A 17856-nucleotide genomic window follows, 5' to 3' on the forward strand; every position below is an offset into this window, starting at 1 on the left:
AGCCCTCGAAGCGCTGAAGATCGCCGTCGAAGCGGGACTCGATATCAAGCAAGCAAACTCCAAAGGCGTAACCGCGCTGCACGGAGCCGCCGAACGCGGAGCCAACAGCATCGTCCAGTACTTGGCGGATCATGGCGCTCCGATGAATGTTCGGGACAGACAGAAATGGACTCCCCTGGATTACGCGCTGGGAAGGAACTCGGTCGCACAGCTGCCGATCCCACACGAGAGCACCGTGGCCCTGCTACAGAAACTCGGCGCTCTCGAAGGGAAAGACATTAAATAGCAGAGAAATTTAATTCAAATTGAATCATTGCAAGTTTTTTCATTGCTTCAAATGAAGCAATGAAAAAACTTGCAATGATTCAATGGTCCAATATTACTTAACAGCCTTTAGCCCCTGGCTCACTTCGATGGAAGTTCCCCACGGATCGGTCAGTTGCACCACCGACAGGTTGGCTGCAGCGGCAGTTGCAATCTGAGAATCCAATTTGCCGCCGGCGTCCTGATACTTCTGAACGAAAGTCTTGAGGTCGCTCACTTCGAAACCCAGCAGGCCGAGCGAATGACCTTTTGTCGGAGCGATGGAATCCTTTGTCGCGCGGAAAACGATCCTGGCGCCGGGAATCTCGCCGATCGTGTCCTGGCCATTCTTGCTGACTTTGGCGCCAAACCATTTCGCATACCACGCGGACACTTCCGCCGCGTCGGCAACTTTCATCACAAGGCCGTCGGAAGCAATCGGAATTGCCAGTTTCTTATCCTCGGTGATGCGGACCTGAACATCGTCGGGTCCCATCAGCGTGATGGCGCCCTTCTCGCTCTTGGCCGCGATCCCGGCTTCAGTCAGCTTTGCAAGGGTCGCCTTGAGGTCCTTCGACTTGAAGGTGATGTACTCCACCGTCGTGCCGTGGTTGCCGCCGAGCGACGGCGCCGGGTTCGCGCCTCGCGGAGCGCTGATGAACAGCAGAACTCCGGGGAACTTCATCAGCTTGATATTCGCCAGCGCCGCCGGTTCGCCGCCGAGAGTGATCCAGAACTTGTTTGCGGCGTCCACATCCTTCGCGCGGAAGATGTGATGCCCCGCGGTAACGCCATCGGCGTTCGGTGTTGGAAGTTGAGCAAGCAAAGGGCATGCAATGCACAGCACAAGCAGAGCGAAAAGTATGGGTTTCATAATTGGCGGATCATATACCAGGACCCGAGGGGAGGGGAAGGAACACAAGAAGCACAAAAGGCACAAGACAGGAATCATGGAGCAACTTCTTGTGCTTCTTGTGCCTCTTGTGTTCCTTCCCCTTTCAACTCATTCATGCCGCAATGCTTCGGTAGGCTGGAGCCTCGCGGCGCGGCTGGCCGGGAGATATCCGAAGATGACTCCGGTCAGGCACGAGACCACAAAGGCGACGATCACGGACGCTCCGGAAATCGGAATCGTCAAACCCTCCGGCAGGAACGGCTGAACCAGAATCGGAATACTCAGCGCGATCAGAATTCCGAGAACCGCGCCCGTTCCGCTGATCATCAGCGCTTCGAGAAGGAACTGAAACAGAATCTCACGCTTCGCCGCGCCGATGGCTTTGCGCACGCCGATCTCTCGCGTCCGCTCGCTGACGGTGACCAGCATGATGTTCATGATGCCGACGCCGCTGATGATCAGAGTGATCAAGCCGACGGCCAGAAGCACAAGCAGGAGAGCGAAGGTAATCTTCCGCGCCGCATCGAGAATCGAGGTCAGGTTGTCGACATCGTACAGGGACCCTTGCCGATGCCTGCCGAGGAGAGTCGCGTTGACCCCTCTGGTAACAGCGGGCACATCGTCGGGGGAGGCCGCCTGAGCATATAAGGTCTTGATACTGCCGGTGTCGGCATAGCTCTTTAAAAGTCCAAACGGAACGATGATGGTCTCCCGCGTAATCTCCGATTGGCCGAACGTCGAGATGCGTTCCTTGAAGACGCCGATCACGGTAAATCTCAATTCGCCCACTCGAATGACCTGGCCAACGGGATCCGTTCCGGCAAATACGACGCGGGCAAGCTCGTCCGTAAGGAGGCAGACCTTGCTCTTGGTCTGAAAATCGTCGATATCGAAATACCTCCCGGCAACAACGAGGAGATTGCGAATCTTCTGGAATCCCGCCGTGACGGCAACAAGCGTCACGGGCCGTTCGATGGCTCCGGCAACAACCGACATCTGTACCTCGCGTGTTCCCGCAACCTCGACCACATTCGGCACCTCGCCGCGTACGGCATCCATATCGGCCTCGGTGATCTCATCGCTTAACGTTGAGGCCTGGCTGTGGTGCAATTCCGCCCACACAATATTCGAGCCGACACCTTCAATCTGCTTCACGATGTAGCTCTGGCCGAGCAGCGAAATCGTAACGACAAGAACGATGCAGGCGCTGCCGATGACGACGCCCAGCATCGTCAGAAAAGCCTTCAGCTTATTCGCGCGCAGCGCGTCGAACGAAACTCTCCACAGTTCGCTTCGGAGCATCAGGTCTTATGTTAACAGTGGTTGCAGTACACTAAGGCGTGTTTCGCAGTCATCGGGTTCTGGTTCCGTTGCTGATCCTGATCTATATCGCGCAATGCGTGTGGTTCATACGGACACAGTCGTTTACGAATGATGAACCCGAACATTTGGTCGCCGGCCTCGAAGCATGGAGCTACGGCGAATTTGCCCGCTGGCAAGATCAGCCGCCTCTGGCACGGCTTCTTTTCTCACTGCCGCTGCTCCGCACGGATTGGGCGTATCACATCTCAGACGACCAGGTCCGCCTGGACCGTCCCGCTGCCGAGGTCTGGCTGTACCGCGCACGGCCACTAAACATGCTGCTTGGCGTGGTATTGCTGATTCTGATCTGGACCGCCGCCGCCGATCTCTATTCGGAATCGGCCGCGACATTCGCTGTCGCCCTAGCGGTTTTTTCCCCCGACCTGATCGCGCATTTCTCGCTGACGACGATCGACGGAGTGGGCACGCTCCTTTTCTTCGCTTCCGCCCTCCAGTTTGTTCGATGGTGGCGCAAACCCGGACTGACGAATGCGATGCTGCTTGGCCTCGTCCTTGGGCTGTTCCTTATTTCGAAGTTCAACAGCCCGCCGATCGCCGCGCTTATGGTTCTTCTGGTCTTGATCCGCGGTGGCTGGCGGCGCGCCGCTGCGTTGTCGACGATCGCGTGCCTGACGGTATGGGCCGGGTACTTCTTTCATATTTCGCGAGTGGTGTTCGCCGGCCAGAAGGTCACGATCCACTTCGCCGGGTACATGAAGCAACTCGTGCAGGAAATGCCGACGCTGGCGAATCCGATTACGATCTTCCTGCCGGCTTGCGAATGGATGACGGGGCTGGGCATGGTTGTCTTTCACGATATCGAGGGCCATCGCGCATTCCTGCTTGGCCACTATTCTCCGAACGGATGGAAACTGTACTTTCCCGCCGCCATGCTTCTGAAGTGGCCGCTGATCACCATTCTGCTTGCCATCACAGGCGCCTGGTGTATCCGGCGGATGCCGAAGCGGCGGGATCTGCTTCTGATGAGTCTGTTTCCCGTGGTGTACTTTGGCTTCGCGATCTTGACGCGCATCGATATCGGAGTGCGCCACGTCCTCCCGCTCTACCCTTTCGTACTTCTCTTCGCCGCGGCGGTTTGGGAATTCGCCAGGGAGAGGCGCTCCCTCCGGGTACTACTCGCCGCGCTGGTGATCGTGCAGGCTGCCGATATCGCCCGCTATGCACCGGACTACCTGGCTTACTTCAACGCGGCCGTCCCATCTGAACAAAGCTGGCAGTACCTGAGCGACAGTAATACCGACTGGGGACAGGGAATGTTCGCGTTACGTGAATATCAGCGCGAACATCCGGCGGAGAACATTTATCTCGCGCCTGTTGGCGAGGTGGATCCGGCCTTCTACGGAATCCGCTATACGCGGCTGGGTGAATCGGACCATCCTTCGGGAACTGTCATCGTGAGCGCGACACATCTCTCCGGACAACTGTTGAAGGACCACGATGCGTATCGCTGGCTGCTGACGTATCCGCGCAAAGCGATCCTGGATCACGTGCTTTACGTCTTCGACACCACAGGCGGGCCCTCAGTGAATTCGGCAGACAGCGGCCGCGCTGTTCCGGAACGGACAGTCGAGACTGACCTTCGAGCCGCCGGGAAGTAGAACCCAATCCGCACCGAAACGTCTGCGCAGGTCCTCGAACTGACCGGCAGTGAACTTTTCAATCCCGCGCTGCGCTGAAACCTGCTGCAGCCATTTCGGCGCCATCTCAGGAAAGACGGTAGCTGCACCGGGGTCCTTTTGATCCTCGGCGAGAATACTGCGCTCTGCCCATGCGCGAAAACCGTAAGCTTCCTCTCCAGGCAAATCCATATATTTGGGATCGAGCGCAAATACCGCATCCCGCGGCGTGTTCGCTCGAATCCAGAGAAAAGCCTGCGCCCAAGGATTCCGTGGCGCCCGGCCGGGCCACTCGATGTGGTCGCTGTGCGCGAAGAGGCTCAACTGAACGCCGAACATGACGCAGGCCAACCCGCCGAACATCAGAAACCAGGCCCAGATGCGGCGCTTCAGGAGGAATTCACCGGCGAGGCCTCCGGCAATGATCAGGAAGAAGAAATAAAAAATGTGCAGCCAGCGCATCGGCTGGAGAGCAGCCAATTCGATCGTGGAGGCGGGCACGGTCATCACCATCGCGATGAGAAACTGAAAGACAGCAAACGCCACCAGTCGGACGGCGATGCGATCGAGCGCGAGCCATCCCCGCCGCCGGGCAACCCGTCCGGCCCACCAGACGAAAGCAACCGGCGCCACCATCCCGAGCCACTCGTACCATTCCCATCGCAGCGGAAAGTAATAAGACCTGGCCAGCGTCGCTTCTTTCCAGGCAGGTGAAACCTTTTCGAACAAGCCCCAGGGCAGCAGCGCGAACACCGCTGAAGCTATTACCGTCGGCGATCGCCATGGTATCCACAGAAACACCAGCAGCGATATTCCGAAAGCGGCCATCAGCGGATGCATCGCCGCAGCAAACGCCATCCAGATGGCAGTTCGCGTCCATCGCCGTCTCAGCGAAGCGGCGATGGCAAGCAGAATTGCGGCGGCAGCGGGAGCCCGCGGATGCAGATATTGATCTACGGGGTAGAGCGCCGTTCCCGCGATCGGCATCGTCAGCATCACGGTGACGAGCAGGACTGCGGCCCAGCGCGCATGGTTGCCGCTGAAACACAATGCCGCGAACCTCCAGCATCCGAGCAAAACCAGAAAGATGGATGTGACGTGCCAAAGCGCCAGAGCCCACTCCATTCCCACAACGCGCGCCGTCAGACTGAGCGCAGGAATGAACAACGAAGCTTTCATCTGCTCGGTGAAGAATTCGGCGTTTACCGGATATAGCGAAGGATCGAGCCACTTTTTTGCGGCGGCGAGATAGACGTCCTGATCCTCCACACCGATCGAGTAACCATGGATCGCGACGGCAGCCACGGTAAGCAGAATTAGGCCAGGAATAAGGCGCAGCCCATGGCCTTCATCCGCGCGGAAACGGCTCACTGTTCGCGATTTTCCCGTCCGCGGTGACGAGACCTGGCAGCAATGATCATGTTAAAGATCGTCATCAACGCGAGGACGACAAGAACTGCTGCGAGGGCGAGGGCTCTCGGTATGCGCATCGGCCGAAGTCTATCGCGCAATGGCTTCCACCGCGAGCGGCTTTACACACGGGATGTCCAGCTGTGATTTCTGCCATCACGAGATAAAAAATCCCCTGCGGTTGCCCGCAGGGGATTGGACTTGGTTCCACCCGTCGATTCGTGGACGGGAATCTACCGCGGGCCGGGAGTGGGAGGTGTGGCTGGTACGGGAGGTGTTGCGCCGCCTCCACCGCCTCCACGGCCCGCACGTCCACCTCGGCCACCGCCGGCAGGAGCGGCAGTGGCGGGCTTTGGATGCGCTTTAGCGAAACGCGCTGTTTCAATATAGTTGCGGATGGCCGTATTGCCTTCGTGGCAGGCGTACTCGAACATCTGATAGCTGTTGTCGAGCATCATGGGGTACGCCACTGTGAAAGATCCCGTTGCCAGGACCGTCGGGTCGTCGACCTTGATCGAGTAGTCCATCCTGCCCGGACCGGTGGGGGTGAAGCGCTCGATGGTCTTCATGTTGACCGTTGACGGCTGAAGCGGGCCGGGAGAACCGGGAACGCCGGCGCTTGTCAGCTCGGTCTGGCCGTTGAAGTTCGTGGTTTCGACAATAAGCGTGTTGCCTTCCCAGTGCCCGCGCGATTCCCCGAGCCACTCCTTGATCGCGGGATCCAGCCTGGGAAGCGGGGTTGTGGGAATGATGCGGGATTCGTGTGCCATCTCCGTTGTAATAATGACGTAGCCGGGAGACTGCGTGATGCGGATGCCGTTGTTGTAATTGCGCGGCTCCATCGAAACCGGCAGGCCGCGCGTGATGCAGCGATCCCACGGACCGAAGTCTTCAATGCCGTCATAAGAGCCTTCGGCGTCTTTACCCGGCTTGTAGGTGCTGTTCATTTTCGACTGCAGCTCCTTACCGTAAGGTGTCAGAGCCGGAAAACGTCCGTTCGGCGGATCGACGATCAATGAGGTCTGCCGTATCTGCGCGCCGGACTCCGAGGAGGGCAGAGCTCCCTGCGTTCGCTGCTTCTGTTGTGCTTCGGCACGGGCTTCCGCCACCTTGAACTCCTCATCGGTGAGGAAGGCACGATCCCCATATTTCGGGTCGCGCTCCAGGCGCGTCGTGACCAGGTGGTTGATCGGCCACATACCGGAAATATCGGGCTCACCCCACGACGTCAGTCGTGGCTTGTAAGCCGCCGCCGCAGGCTTTGGTGTAGACGTTGCGGGCTTTGCGGCAGACGTGGCCGGCTGCGGCGCCTTCGCCGGTTGTTGCTGCTGTGCCGCGACAGTGCCTGGGCTGGCAACCAGCATCAGGACGGCGGCAATGCTCAATCCAGCAAGACTAAGAACATGAGCGGAGCGAATGCAAGCCCGACGCGAAGCGCAAGCGCAATAGCGCGCAGCCTCAAGATAACGCGCAGCCAGTAAATTATGTTTCATCATAAGTTCAGACCTTTACTTCGGCTGTTCTGCATCCGGATTGGACCCGCCCATCGAGAGCTTTTTTCCGTCGGCGAACTCAATGCTTCGTGTGTTGAGGCGAAGGCTGCCATCTTTGGCTCGGGCGCCCGTGATTTTTATCTTTGTGCCCGCAGGAAGCGTGTCTCTGTTCCATCCGAGTCGAAGCAACACGCTAGGCGATCCGCCTTCCGCCATCCAGTGTTCAACAGTGCCGTCCGGCTTCGTGACATCGAAGTGCAGCCAGGAATGGGGATTGACCATCTCCAGCTTGGCAACCTTTCCTTCGAGTGTGACCGTCTGCGACGCGTCGAATTCGGCGGCAAAAGAATGGTGAGCAAGCAACGGCAAAACCGTTGCCAGAAGGATGCCGGCACTCGCCATAACAGTGATCAGTTTGTTGCGCATGGTTTTCTCCTCGATTTAGCGTCGGGCCCAACGGCCGTCCCTCTGTCGGTACGGACTCCATGATCGGTTCGGCCGGTTCCCCACGCCCCTGGATCACGGTTTCGCTTTGTCGCCGATCAAATCATGATACAGAAGCATATCTGCAAATGGGACGCACTTGTGTTCGAATGCTTGTGCATTGTCGTCAATCAGACGATACAAGGGCATTTCGATCGTCCAGGGTTTCGTGTACGTTTTGGGATCGTCGAGCGTTGCTTCGTACTGAATGTGGGTCGAGTCGATCAGTTTGAATCGCTCGGTGACCTTTAACTCATTGCTGTGAAAGTTGCCGGCACGATCCAGCATGGTGTCGGCCAGCAGATCCGTGGTCACGATAACGAGAACATCGCCTTCCCAATGACCATTGGAGCGTCCCATCCAGGAATCGACGGGGTCACGGGCATGATCGTTCTCCCTCATATGAACGAATCGGTTTCCGGCCGCGAACGGATAAATCATCTGAATGTCGAGATCGCCCTGGGAAATCTGAAACGGAATATTGTGGTAGGTATAACGCGGGATGCCGAGCATGTAGCATTTCGCTTCATTGTCCGACTCGGGCCACTTGGCGCGATTTTCGTCGCGCTGCTTGAGCGCTTCTGCCGTATACGGGATCATGCCGCCGCCGCGAAGCATACTTTTTCCCGCCGGAATCGAGGCGATTGCTCCGAGCTGCCAGAATCGGGAAAGGCCGGTGACGGAATGCGCTTCAAGATTCCAGTTGGCGCTGTTCAGCGCCTGCCAAATGCCGTTCAAATTCGGGTGCCCCGCGATTCGCGCCGGTCGCGCCGGGGATCTGGGACTCGCTGTCTGCCCACGCGCGGCAGATTGGGCCGTCTGCTGTGCCTGTAGTGGACATGGTCCGGCTCCGACGGTAAACGCAATTGCTGCGGTTATCGCGATCGTGCCGATGAATTGTTTTCGCATGGTATCCGGATTATAGAGCAGCATTTCTGCACGAAAAAGGGGGAGGAACCACAAGAAGCACAAAAGGCACAAGAAAGGCCCGCCTTTCTCGTGCCTTTTGTGCTTCTTGTGGTTCCTTCCCTTAACTCCGTACCAGCCGCACGGCCGTTTCAATATGATCGGTATGCGGAAACATGTCGACGGCGCCGAGGCGCTCAACGCCGTATCCGGCCCTCAAAATAACCGGCAATTCAGCGGCCAGCATATCGGGATTACACGAGACATAGACCGCGCGCGACGGAGCAATGCCTTCGAAGACAGCCGCCAGTACAGGCTTCGGACAGCCCTGTCTTGGAGGATCGAGAATGACGGCGTGCCAGGGCTCTCGCGCGACCCTTGCAAGCCCGTCTTCGACACGGGCGGAGATAAAGCGAGCGCGGCCCGCGGGAATGCGGTTCAGCCGGACGTTGGCTTCGGCGTCGCGGATCGCCTGGCGGTTTTCGTCGATACCCGTCACGCGGGCGTCTCCGGCAGCGAGTGGAAGTGAGAAGAGGCCGCTGCCGCAGTACAGATCGAGCACGCGTTCAGCCCCGGCAACACCTTCCAGAACGAATCGTTGGAGCGCACCGGCGGCGCGGACGTTCGTCTGGAAAAACGCGTCCGGCGAAATCAGATAAGAGAACCCGCCGACAGTTTCGCGAACCTGACTTCGCCCATCGATTCGGATCGTTTGCGGCCCGGTCATGAATGGGCCCGGGCTGTCGTTGATATTGATGAAAAAGCCGTCTGGCCGATTCGTGGAATCCAGCAAGGCGCGCACGGGCCGTCGCAGGGATTTATCGTTGCGGGTAACGACCAGCATCGCAACGGCTTCACGATCATCGAGCGTTGTTCGGATAATCAGGTGGCGAAGGAGACCCGGGTGGATTCCGGCACGAACCAGATGATCGCGCAGAGCGAAAGCGATCCGGTTGCCGCGCGTGCTGTGGACCGGGCATTCCTCGACCGGGACAATCCGCCGGCTACCCCGCTCGTAGTGTCCCATCACAAGCCCGCGTCCGCCAGATGCCGGACCAAAAACGAATGCGACTTTCTGGCGGAAAGCCGATGGCGTTTCGGAATCCATTGCGAAAGGGATAAACGCAGGAGACGGAACAGGAATGGATAAATGCTTCCGGAGCGCCGCTTCCTTTGAAGCCAGCTGCTGCGCGTAAGGGAGATCCTGGATGCTGCATCCTCCGCAGACCCCGAAGTGGCGGCAAATCACATCTTATTTTATTGCACCACGCACTGATCCAATAGATGCTAGTGCACTATTGCAACCGTTTCTTTCGAGGAGCCCACGATGATTGCCACCATCGCTTTGATGATGTTCGGTGCTGCAGCAACCGCTGCCCCGGCGCCCTGCGACAGTCTCACCAGCATCAAGCTCGACAATGCCACCATTACCAGCGCCACCGTCGTTCCGGAAGGACCGCCTCCGGCGCGCGGGGGCGGCGGGGGTGGAGCCGGTGCGCGCGGCGGGGCGCGCGGAGCCGGGGGCCGCGGAGCGGGGGCGCCACGGGGTAACGGATCTGCGCCGCAGGCCGGACAGCGCGCGGCCGCGCCTCCTGCAAATATTCCGGAGCACTGCCGGGTTCAGATGGTTCTCAAGCCGACTCCCGACTCGCTGATCAATATGGAGCTCTGGTTGCCGACTCAAAACTGGAATGGCAAATTCATGGGCGTCGGAAACGGCGGTTTCGCAGGCTCCATTCAGGGGCTTGCGAACGATATGCCTCAGGCGCTGAGGCTCGGCTATGCGACCGCAGGCACAGATACCGGCCATCAGGATCCCGGCGGCGACTGGGCGATCGGCCATCCGGAAAAAATGATCGACTTCGGATACCGCGCCACGCATGAAATGACGCTGAAGTCCAAGCAACTCGTCAAAGCATATTACGACGAAGCGGCGAAATACGCCTATTTCAAAGGATGCTCCACCGGCGGCCGCATGGCCCTGATGGAAGCTCAGCGCTATCCTGAAGACTACAACGGCATCATCGCCGGCTCGCTGGCAAACCGGCACATCCATATGTGGACCTCCGGTGTTGCGCGAAGCATCGAGCTTTCGCGGCATCCCGAGGAAGCCCTCTCCGCCGAAAAAGCGGCGCTGGTAAACAAGACGGTCATGGGCACCTGCGACACGCTGAAGGAAGGGTTCCTCAACAACCCGAACCAGTGCAAAGTGGACTTCAGGAAACTGATGTGTCCCGCAGGCAAGGACGACAACACGTGCCTGACTTCTCCGCAGTTGAAAACAGTCGAGACCTACTATGGCGGAGTGAAGAACTCGAAAGGCGAACTGATCTTTTCCGGCCAGGCGCTCGGCAATCCCATCGGGGCGCAGCGCAGCACGGGCCAGGCGCCGGGCGGCACATTCGACATCGTTCGCATTGCCTTGAATGATGCCAATCTCGACTGGCACAAATTCGACCTCGACCGGGACATGCCCCTCGTTGACAAGCAACTCAGTTACGTCGACGCCGTGAATCCGGATCTCGGCAAATTCAAGAAGGACGGCGGCAAACTGCTTATCACTCACGGCTGGTCCGACACGACCATCACTCCCGAAACGACCCTCTGGTATTACGACTCCGTCCTCAAAAAGATGGGCAAAAACCAGAGCGAATGGATGCGCCTCTTCATGGTGCCCGGGATGGCGCATTGCGGCGGCGGGCCTGGTGTGAATACATTCGACTCGATCGGCACTTTAGAGAAGTGGGTTGAGAAAGGCGTCGCTCCGGATCAGATGATGGGCATGGGAGCGCAGGGTCTGACGCGTCCGCTTTGTCCTTATCCGCAAGCGGCGGAGTATAAGGGAAGCGGCGACCTGAAGGACGCGGCAAACTGGGCCTGCAAGGCGAAGTAGTTCTCGTTTGCACAAAAGCGCCGATTTCAACATGGTGTGTGAGCGACCCCCTGCCGGCCGCTTCGCGGCCGGCTCTCCCCCTGTATCAGGGGGAGAGTGGACTGTCACAAGTCGTCTTGAAATCGATGACCCTTCGCCTTTACTTTACGGCGTCACCTTCAGCGATTCGCTCTCGGATGCAGCGGAAGCCCATCGCATCAAAGCCGCCGTCAGGTTGGATGGCGTCCCGATATGAGACACGGCCGTTGAGCGGAAGGTAGAACCAGGAACCGCCTCGAAGTGTCCGGCTCTGTCCGGTTGGCGGCCCGGAGGGATCGGTATCGGGACCGTACTGGTAATATTCGGCGTCGTACCAGTCCTGTACCCACTCCCAGACGTTGCCGATCGTGTCGTACAGCCCCCAGGCGTTCGGTTGTTTCTGGCCCACGGGATGGGTATGCGATCCCGAGTTCCCTCCATACCAGGCAATCTCGTCGAGAGAAGCCGAGCGCGCCTCGCCGGAACCGGCGCGCGCCACATATTCCCATTCGGCTTCGGTGGGCAGACGATATTGATAACCGTCCTGAAGCGCGTTCAGTTTCTGGAAGAATTGCTGGACGTCGTTCCAACTGACCTGTTCGACAGGCAGGTCCGGACCATTGAAGTGACTGGGATTGGATGGCATGACCGCCAGCCATTGCGCCTGCGTCACCTCATAGATTCCGGCTTCGAAATCCTTCGTAATGCGGACGTGCCTTGGCGGCAGTTCATCGAAATCGCACTGATTCTGCCTGCCCGAGCACCCCATTGTGAATTCTCCCGGCGGAATATGGACGAACTCCATTCCAGTGGCTGCATTTTTTGCCGTCGGTGGCGGCGTGAATCCAGCGCGGCTGTTTAATGGAGCGGCGCGCCGCAAATCACGGGCGATGACTTTGATCGTCTGCAGATCCTGAATCAGGTCGGCGGCGAGACGCGCGTTGATTTCATCTTTGCGCTGTCCGGCGACGTACTGTTGGACTTTGCGAACGACCGACGAGGCCGTGGTGTCCAACACCATAAGACGGTCCGGAAGCGATTTGTCATTGGTCTTAGGGAACTGTTGCAAGCCGGGAGCCTCGGCCCCGTCCAGCAGGTAGTCGAGCATGTGATCGACACGGTCTTCGAGGGCCTTGGCACTCTTGTTGATCTGTCTTTCGGCTCCGCGGTCGGGGATCCCACGAGTCCGGTATGCCGCGAGAGTGCGGCTGAGCTGGCTGAATTTATCGACGTCCTTCAGAAAATCCGGCAGCAGCATGGCATGCACGGCGGGCAAGTCGTCGGGCTCCGGTGGGCCCGCACCCAGATCCTGCCGGGCTGCAAAGGCGGCTGTCGCGATACTGAAACCAACCACTGTTAACGCCAGCCTTGAGCAAAAAAGCATCTGTGCAAATTCTTGAATTGATCAGCCGGATCGTCAATAAAAAAAGACAAACACAAACGTCATGAGTTGTCTCCCAGGTGCTATTCTACGCAGCATAGGAGACCTGAATGAAGAAAAGCATCCGACAAATTATTCTTGTCCTGGCTGCGATCGGCGTTTGCGCCGCCGGCGCCTGGGCTCAGGAGTTGAAGGTGGGCGACATGGCGCCCGACTTCACTCTGAAAGCCAGCGACGGCCAGACGTACACGCTGTCGAAGCTGAAGGGGAAGACCGTCGTCCTGGCGTGGTTCCCCAAGGCGTTTACCGGTGGCTGAACGGCCGAGTGCCAAGCCCTCCGTGAGAGCGGCAGTTCGATCAAAGCATTCGACGTAGCCTATTTCATGATCAGCGTGGATACGCTGGAACAGAACACAGCGTTCGCAAAGCAGGAAAATGCGAACTTCCCCCTTCTCGCCGACCCCACTCAACAGACAGCCAACAAATACGGTGTGCTCCGGGATTATGGCGAACTCGGAAAGCTTGCCAACCGCTGGACCTTTTATATCGGTCCGGATGGAAAAATCGAAGCAATCGACAAGACGGTGAATCCTGCAACGTCCGGCCAGGTCCTGGTGGATAAGTTAAAGCAACTTAAGGTCCCGGCAAAGAAGTAGCCGGGAGGCGGCAGTAGGAAAAATGTCCTCTTATTCGGCGCGCAAAGCGACGAGGGGAAGGAAGCACAAGAGGCACAAGAACTACGGTTTTTCTTGTGCCTTTTGTGCTTCTTGTGCTTCCTTCCCTCCTCCGATGGTTCTTGGAAGGGGAACTGCCCTTCTACTCTAGGAGGTGAAATCATGCGCGGATCGTTATTTTTAACGGCTGCAGTCGCCGTTTTGCTGGGTGTAGCTCTTGCAGCTCCTAACGCCCAGGCCCAAGTCTCAGTAGGTGTTGGTATTGGAGCGGCCCCCGTTTGCCCATACGGTTATTACGACGTCGCGCCTTACAATTGCGCACCTTACGGTTACTATGGACCAGAGTGGTTTGACAACGGCGCCTTTCTTGGCGTTGGCCCATGGTTCCATGGCTCCGAGCACTTTCGAGGCCATGTGAACAATCATTTTCATCCGGAGCACGGCTACAAAGGCCCGTACCCGAACCACGGGGAAAGGGCGTCAAAGTCCGTTACCCGAATCGAACATTTCAAGGGGAATGAGATGCGCGACGGGCACGGCCATGTGATGCACAAATAGGCGTCCGACACAAAAACGGAAAAAAGAAAAACGGGGACAGTGAGCAATTTCTCGTGTCGTAGAAATTGCTTAACTGTCCCCCTTTTTGTCCCCGCTGAAAACGTCATTCGCGACGAACAGAGTCGTGCCGGGAACGGCCACGGGCTTCACATAATGAGTTTGATTTGCCGGTTCCCGGAACATACCGGCGGGATGCCTCGTACAATGAAAGGGCCGATGAAAACCGTATATACGTTTTATACCGAAGCCTTTCGCATTGCGCTGCAGGCTATTCTTGCGCACAAGCTCAGGGCGTTTCTGACGCTGATCGGCATCATTATCGGCGTCGCTTCAGTCGTGGTCGTGGGGGCTGCCATCAGCGGCCTGGATACCTATGTGATCGACCGCGTCTCGCGGGTACTCGGCGTCAACCATTTCATGATCGCCCGGATGGCCAATGTCGGACCTTTGAGCGACGAGGAATGGGACCTTCGAAACCGGCGAAATAAGCGCCTCACCCTGGACGACTTCGAGTGGGTCCTGCAGAACTGCAGGCTGTGCCAGGAAGTCGGGGCCGAAGTGGATCGAAACGTCGATCTGAAACACGGAACCGAAGAGCTCTTCGGCACGGGTATCATCGGAGTCACGGCCAACGTAGCCGACATCGAGGACAAGACGATCGACGACGGGCGCTTCATCCGCACAAACGATCTGGATACAGCGGCTCCCGTTGTCGTCATTGGCGACGAGTTGCGCGAGAAGTTCTTCCCCGGCCTCGATCCCATCGGGAAGACGGTCAAGATTGCGGGATTTCCAATGGAGATCGTCGGCGTGGAGCAAAAACGCGGCTCCCTGTTCGGGAACTCGCTCGATAACCACGCCTACATCCCCATCACCACCTACGGCCGAATGTTCGGCCGGCAAGACAGCATTCAAATTCATGGAAAATCGCGCGATCGCGAGCAGTTCGACGCGACCTTCGAACAGGGCCGGCTTTCGATGCGGATACGCCACAAGCTGAAAGGCAATCAGGACGACGATTTCGGCGCTGTCAACGTACAGCAGGTGAACAATCAGGTCGATCAGTTCACCGGAAGCATTGCCGCCGTCGTGACGCCGATTACGCTCATATCGCTGGTTGTCGGCGGCATCGTCGTCATGAACATCATGCTCGTGAGCGTCACCGAGCGCACCTTCGAGATCGGCTTGCGCAAGGCCCTGGGAGCGAGGCGAAAGCAGATCATGCTTCAGTTTCTGATCGAGTCCGCGTTGCTCTCCGCACTGGGTGGAATGCTGGGCCTCGCGCTCGCGGCAGGTATTTCCTGGGTCGTCGCGGCGACGACACCGATTCCGATGACCATCACGGCCGCCTACATTGTTCTGTCGCTCGTGGTGTCGGGCGGCATCGGAATGATCGCAGGGATTTATCCGGCTTACCGGGCGGCGCGGCTCGATCCCATTGTCGCGCTGACGAAGAGTTGAGGCTCAGGAGAAGAATGGCAACCGTTCCGCGTAGAGAAATCGTATCGATGGCGCTCGACAGCCTCCGGGCACACAAGTTCAGAAGTGTGCTGACGGTGCTCGGTATCGTTATCGGCGTCTCTACGGTGATCGCGATCGCTTCGATCCTCACGGGCCTGCGCGACAACCTCGTCAAAGTGATCGAAGAATATGGAACGGACAATATTTATGCCTTCCATCTTTCGACCGGCTTCACACAGAACCAGGAACGCGATGAACGGACGCGGAAACCGCTCACGGAAGACGACGCAGCCGCCGTCCGCGCGCAGGCGCCGAGCGTCCAGGGTGTCGCGCTGGCGGAGTTTCCGGATTTTGGTCTCAGCTCAGTGCTCACCTATCGCGGACGCACTTACAAAAGGGGCAACCTGCAGGGTGTCTCCGCCAACTACGCCGAGACCACCAATGTAGCGACCAGCAACGGCCGTTTCATTTCGGAATTCGACGATCAACACCGCCGCAATACCATGGTGATCGGGTGGAGCGTCGCCGATGCCTTTTTTCTGGATCATCAGAGCGCCATCGGCGCCGAAGTCAAAATGGGCGGGCACACCTTCGAAATCACCGGCGTCCTGCAAAAGCGAAAGAACGCGTTTCTCGGTGAAAACGACGAGGACAACGCGATCTATATCCCGTTCCGCACCATGCGGCAGATATCTCCCGGCCGGCATTGGATGTTGCTCACCATTCAAGCCAAGTCCGGGCAGATTCACGAAGCCCTGGGCCAGGTGGAAGGTATCCTGCGGCGGCAGCGCGGGGTGAAGTTCAATGAGCCCGATAACTTCGATCTCGGCACGGCGGACCGGTTCATCTCGGAGTTCGACAACATCACGAAGTTGGCAGGCCTGATCGCCATCGCGATGTCGAGCGTCGGCCTGCTTGTCGGCGGGATCGGCGTGATGAATATCATGCTGGTCTCGGTCAAGGAACGAACGCCGGAGATCGGCGTCCGCAAAGCGATGGGCGCGCGCAAAAGCGATATCACGATGCAATTTCTATGCGAAGCGATGACGCTGACATTTCTTGGCGGGCTGGCCGGCGTCCTGTTCGCGATGGCCGCCAGCCAGGTGATCATGTTTTTTATTCCGTCGCTGCCCGCGTCCGTGCCGATCTGGGCGGTAATCGCCGGGCTTCTGGTATCGATCGCCGTCGGATTGCTTTTCGGAGTCTGGCCGGCGCAGAAAGCATCCCGGCTCGATCCCGTCGAATGCCTGAGATACGAGTGATCAAACGCCCCGCTTTGCACAAAATTCCACACACCATATTGAAGTCGATTTCTTGTTGGAAAGCCTCAGTTCGCCAGTGGAAGGCGGGCCTTGGCACACTCCTCGGCCACTTTGAGAAAGTTCAAAACCTTCGCATTGCCCACCACGTAGGGATTCGGCGTGACGGAGCCCTTCGCCAGCAGCGGGACGTTGATCTTGGTGTGGTCCCAGTCCGTGTGATTAGCAAGGATAATGTCCGCTCCGGCCTGCCGGACGATGCCGCTGAATCGCTCGGCCGAATCGATGTAGTTCTGGAGCGACGCCTTGTCCGAATTCAATCCCACACCGCCCCAGAGTGCTGCGATGTGCGTCCGGCCATTCTCCTTCACCGGAAACACGGTGGAAATCGTACCCGGCGTATGACCTGGAGTGATGTAAAGAGTCAGCGTGGTGTCGCCGAGCGTGAGTTTCTCTCCGTCGGTGGCGATCAGGTCGCGGTTCGGTTTCGTACCGTTGGAACGGTCGAGCATGTCGTAATCCGCGGGCGACATGATCACGCGCGTGCCGTAATGCTCCTGCAGAAACCGGGCGCCGCCGGCATGATCCGGATGCGCATGGCTGACGACGGCATATTTGATGTTGGCCGGATCCAGGCCCAGCTTTTTCATCCCGCCGGCGACCTCGTCCTCGACGGAATAATCAAAGATCGTGTCGAGCACGATGATGCCCTGCGACGTCGTGATCGCCCACACGGCATACTCGGTCTGGCCGAAGAAATAGAGGTTGTCGAAGACCTTCGCCGGCTCCATATGCCAGGTCGAGCGGTCCGGCGCGCCCCTTTGCCCACCCGCGCGCTGCCCGCTTCCAGCTCCCCGTCCGCTGCCTTGCCCGCGGGGCGCTCCTGCGCCAGCAGCTGCCCTCTGCCCGCCGGGCCCGGGTCCGTAGCATTGGAAATTGAGCAGATTCTGGAAATCGTCACCGGCTGCGGCCCTCGCAGCAGCGAAGTGTGCTTCGGGCGTATCGTTTGTCGTCTGAGCCGCCAGCATCGAAACCGCCAGCAGCAAACCAAGGGCGATCTTCATAGGCCTCCTTGAAGGCCCACATTATCCTCCGCTCGTATGAGAATCGAGAATGAATGTTG

Annotated in this window: 16 protein-coding genes; 7 read left to right on the plus strand and 9 right to left on the minus strand. The window is 58.4% G+C overall.

The features are described from left to right. Nucleotides 1-286, plus strand: a 286-nt coding sequence (locus VGK48_11175) for an ankyrin repeat domain-containing protein (protein HEY2381728.1), incomplete at its 5' end; no start/stop codon positions are given. Nucleotides 287-379: 93 nt separating this feature from the next. Here the strand turns inward: VGK48_11175 and VGK48_11180 are convergent. Further along, a complete protein-coding gene (locus VGK48_11180) occupies nucleotides 380-1177 on the minus strand; it encodes a VOC family protein (protein ID HEY2381729.1) in 798 nt (265 codons plus the stop codon). Nucleotides 1178-1306: 129 nt separating this feature from the next. Further along, nucleotides 1307-2500, minus strand: coding sequence for an ABC transporter permease (locus VGK48_11185; GenBank protein HEY2381730.1), 1194 nt, complete (start codon nucleotides 2498-2500; stop codon nucleotides 1307-1309). A 38-nt stretch (nucleotides 2501-2538) separates the two neighbouring features. Here VGK48_11185 and VGK48_11190 point away from each other — a divergent pair, with 38 nt between their 5' ends. Next, nucleotides 2539-4179: a glycosyltransferase family 39 protein gene (locus tag VGK48_11190; GenBank protein ID HEY2381731.1), complete on the plus strand. Its 1641-nt coding sequence runs from the start codon at nucleotides 2539-2541 to the stop codon at nucleotides 4177-4179. Here VGK48_11190 and VGK48_11195 read toward each other — a convergent pair. The 5 genes from VGK48_11195 to rlmD form a co-directional block, all read right to left on the minus strand. Continuing rightward, nucleotides 4102-5568 carry a hypothetical protein gene (locus VGK48_11195; protein HEY2381732.1) on the minus strand — a complete coding sequence of 489 codons (1467 nt, stop codon included), beginning with the start codon at nucleotides 5566-5568 and terminating at the stop codon, nucleotides 4102-4104. The genes VGK48_11190 and VGK48_11195 overlap by 78 nt on opposite strands. A 272-nt stretch (nucleotides 5569-5840) precedes the next feature. Beyond that, a complete protein-coding gene (locus VGK48_11200) occupies nucleotides 5841-7103 on the minus strand; it encodes a hypothetical protein (protein HEY2381733.1) in 1263 nt (420 codons plus the stop codon). A gap of 12 nt (nucleotides 7104-7115) precedes the next feature. Continuing rightward, nucleotides 7116-7526 (minus strand): DUF6152 family protein, encoded by a 411-nt coding sequence (locus VGK48_11205; GenBank protein ID HEY2381734.1) that lies wholly within the window; start codon nucleotides 7524-7526, stop codon nucleotides 7116-7118. 93 nt (nucleotides 7527-7619) lie between these two features. After that, nucleotides 7620-8492 carry a hypothetical protein gene (locus VGK48_11210; GenBank protein HEY2381735.1) on the minus strand — a complete coding sequence of 291 codons (873 nt, stop codon included), beginning with the start codon at nucleotides 8490-8492 and terminating at the stop codon, nucleotides 7620-7622. Nucleotides 8493-8613: 121 nt separating this feature from the next. Beyond that, on the minus strand, nucleotides 8614-9738 hold the full coding sequence (rlmD, locus tag VGK48_11215; GenBank protein HEY2381736.1) for a 23S rRNA (uracil(1939)-C(5))-methyltransferase RlmD: 1125 nt from the start codon (nucleotides 9736-9738) through the stop codon (nucleotides 8614-8616). Nucleotides 9739-9816: 78 nt separating this feature from the next. Here rlmD and VGK48_11220 point away from each other — a divergent pair, with 78 nt between their 5' ends. Then, nucleotides 9817-11382: a tannase/feruloyl esterase family alpha/beta hydrolase gene (locus VGK48_11220; protein ID HEY2381737.1), complete on the plus strand. Its 1566-nt coding sequence runs from the start codon at nucleotides 9817-9819 to the stop codon at nucleotides 11380-11382. A 139-nt stretch (nucleotides 11383-11521) separates the two neighbouring features. Here the strand turns inward: VGK48_11220 and VGK48_11225 are convergent, their stop codons facing one another. Beyond that, nucleotides 11522-12754 carry a formylglycine-generating enzyme family protein gene (locus tag VGK48_11225; protein ID HEY2381738.1) on the minus strand — a complete coding sequence of 411 codons (1233 nt, stop codon included), beginning with the start codon at nucleotides 12752-12754 and terminating at the stop codon, nucleotides 11522-11524. A gap of 230 nt (nucleotides 12755-12984) precedes the next feature. Between VGK48_11225 and VGK48_11230 the strand changes: the two genes are divergently transcribed. The 4 genes from VGK48_11230 (at nucleotide 12985) to VGK48_11245 (ending at nucleotide 16736) form a co-directional block, all read left to right on the plus strand. Continuing rightward, nucleotides 12985-13437, plus strand: a complete 453-nt coding sequence (locus VGK48_11230; GenBank protein ID HEY2381739.1) for a peroxiredoxin — start codon at nucleotides 12985-12987, stop codon at nucleotides 13435-13437. Between the two features lie 180 nt (nucleotides 13438-13617). After that, nucleotides 13618-14013: a hypothetical protein gene (locus VGK48_11235; protein ID HEY2381740.1), complete on the plus strand. Its 396-nt coding sequence runs from the start codon at nucleotides 13618-13620 to the stop codon at nucleotides 14011-14013. A 216-nt stretch (nucleotides 14014-14229) separates the two neighbouring features. Further along, complete coding sequence (locus VGK48_11240; protein HEY2381741.1) at nucleotides 14230-15474, plus strand: ABC transporter permease; 1245 nt, start codon at nucleotides 14230-14232, stop codon at nucleotides 15472-15474. Between the two features lie 14 nt (nucleotides 15475-15488). Then, a complete protein-coding gene (locus VGK48_11245; GenBank protein ID HEY2381742.1) occupies nucleotides 15489-16736 on the plus strand; it encodes an ABC transporter permease in 1248 nt (415 codons plus the stop codon). Between the two features lie 65 nt (nucleotides 16737-16801). Here VGK48_11245 and VGK48_11250 read toward each other — a convergent pair whose 3' ends face one another. After that, nucleotides 16802-17797 (minus strand): MBL fold metallo-hydrolase, encoded by a 996-nt coding sequence (locus VGK48_11250; GenBank protein HEY2381743.1) that lies wholly within the window; start codon nucleotides 17795-17797, stop codon nucleotides 16802-16804. Between the last annotated feature and the right edge of the window lie 59 nt (nucleotides 17798-17856).

This window comes from Terriglobia bacterium, from assembly GCA_036496425.1.
Classification (GTDB): domain Bacteria; phylum Acidobacteriota; class Terriglobia; order 20CM-2-55-15; family 20CM-2-55-15; genus 20CM-2-55-15.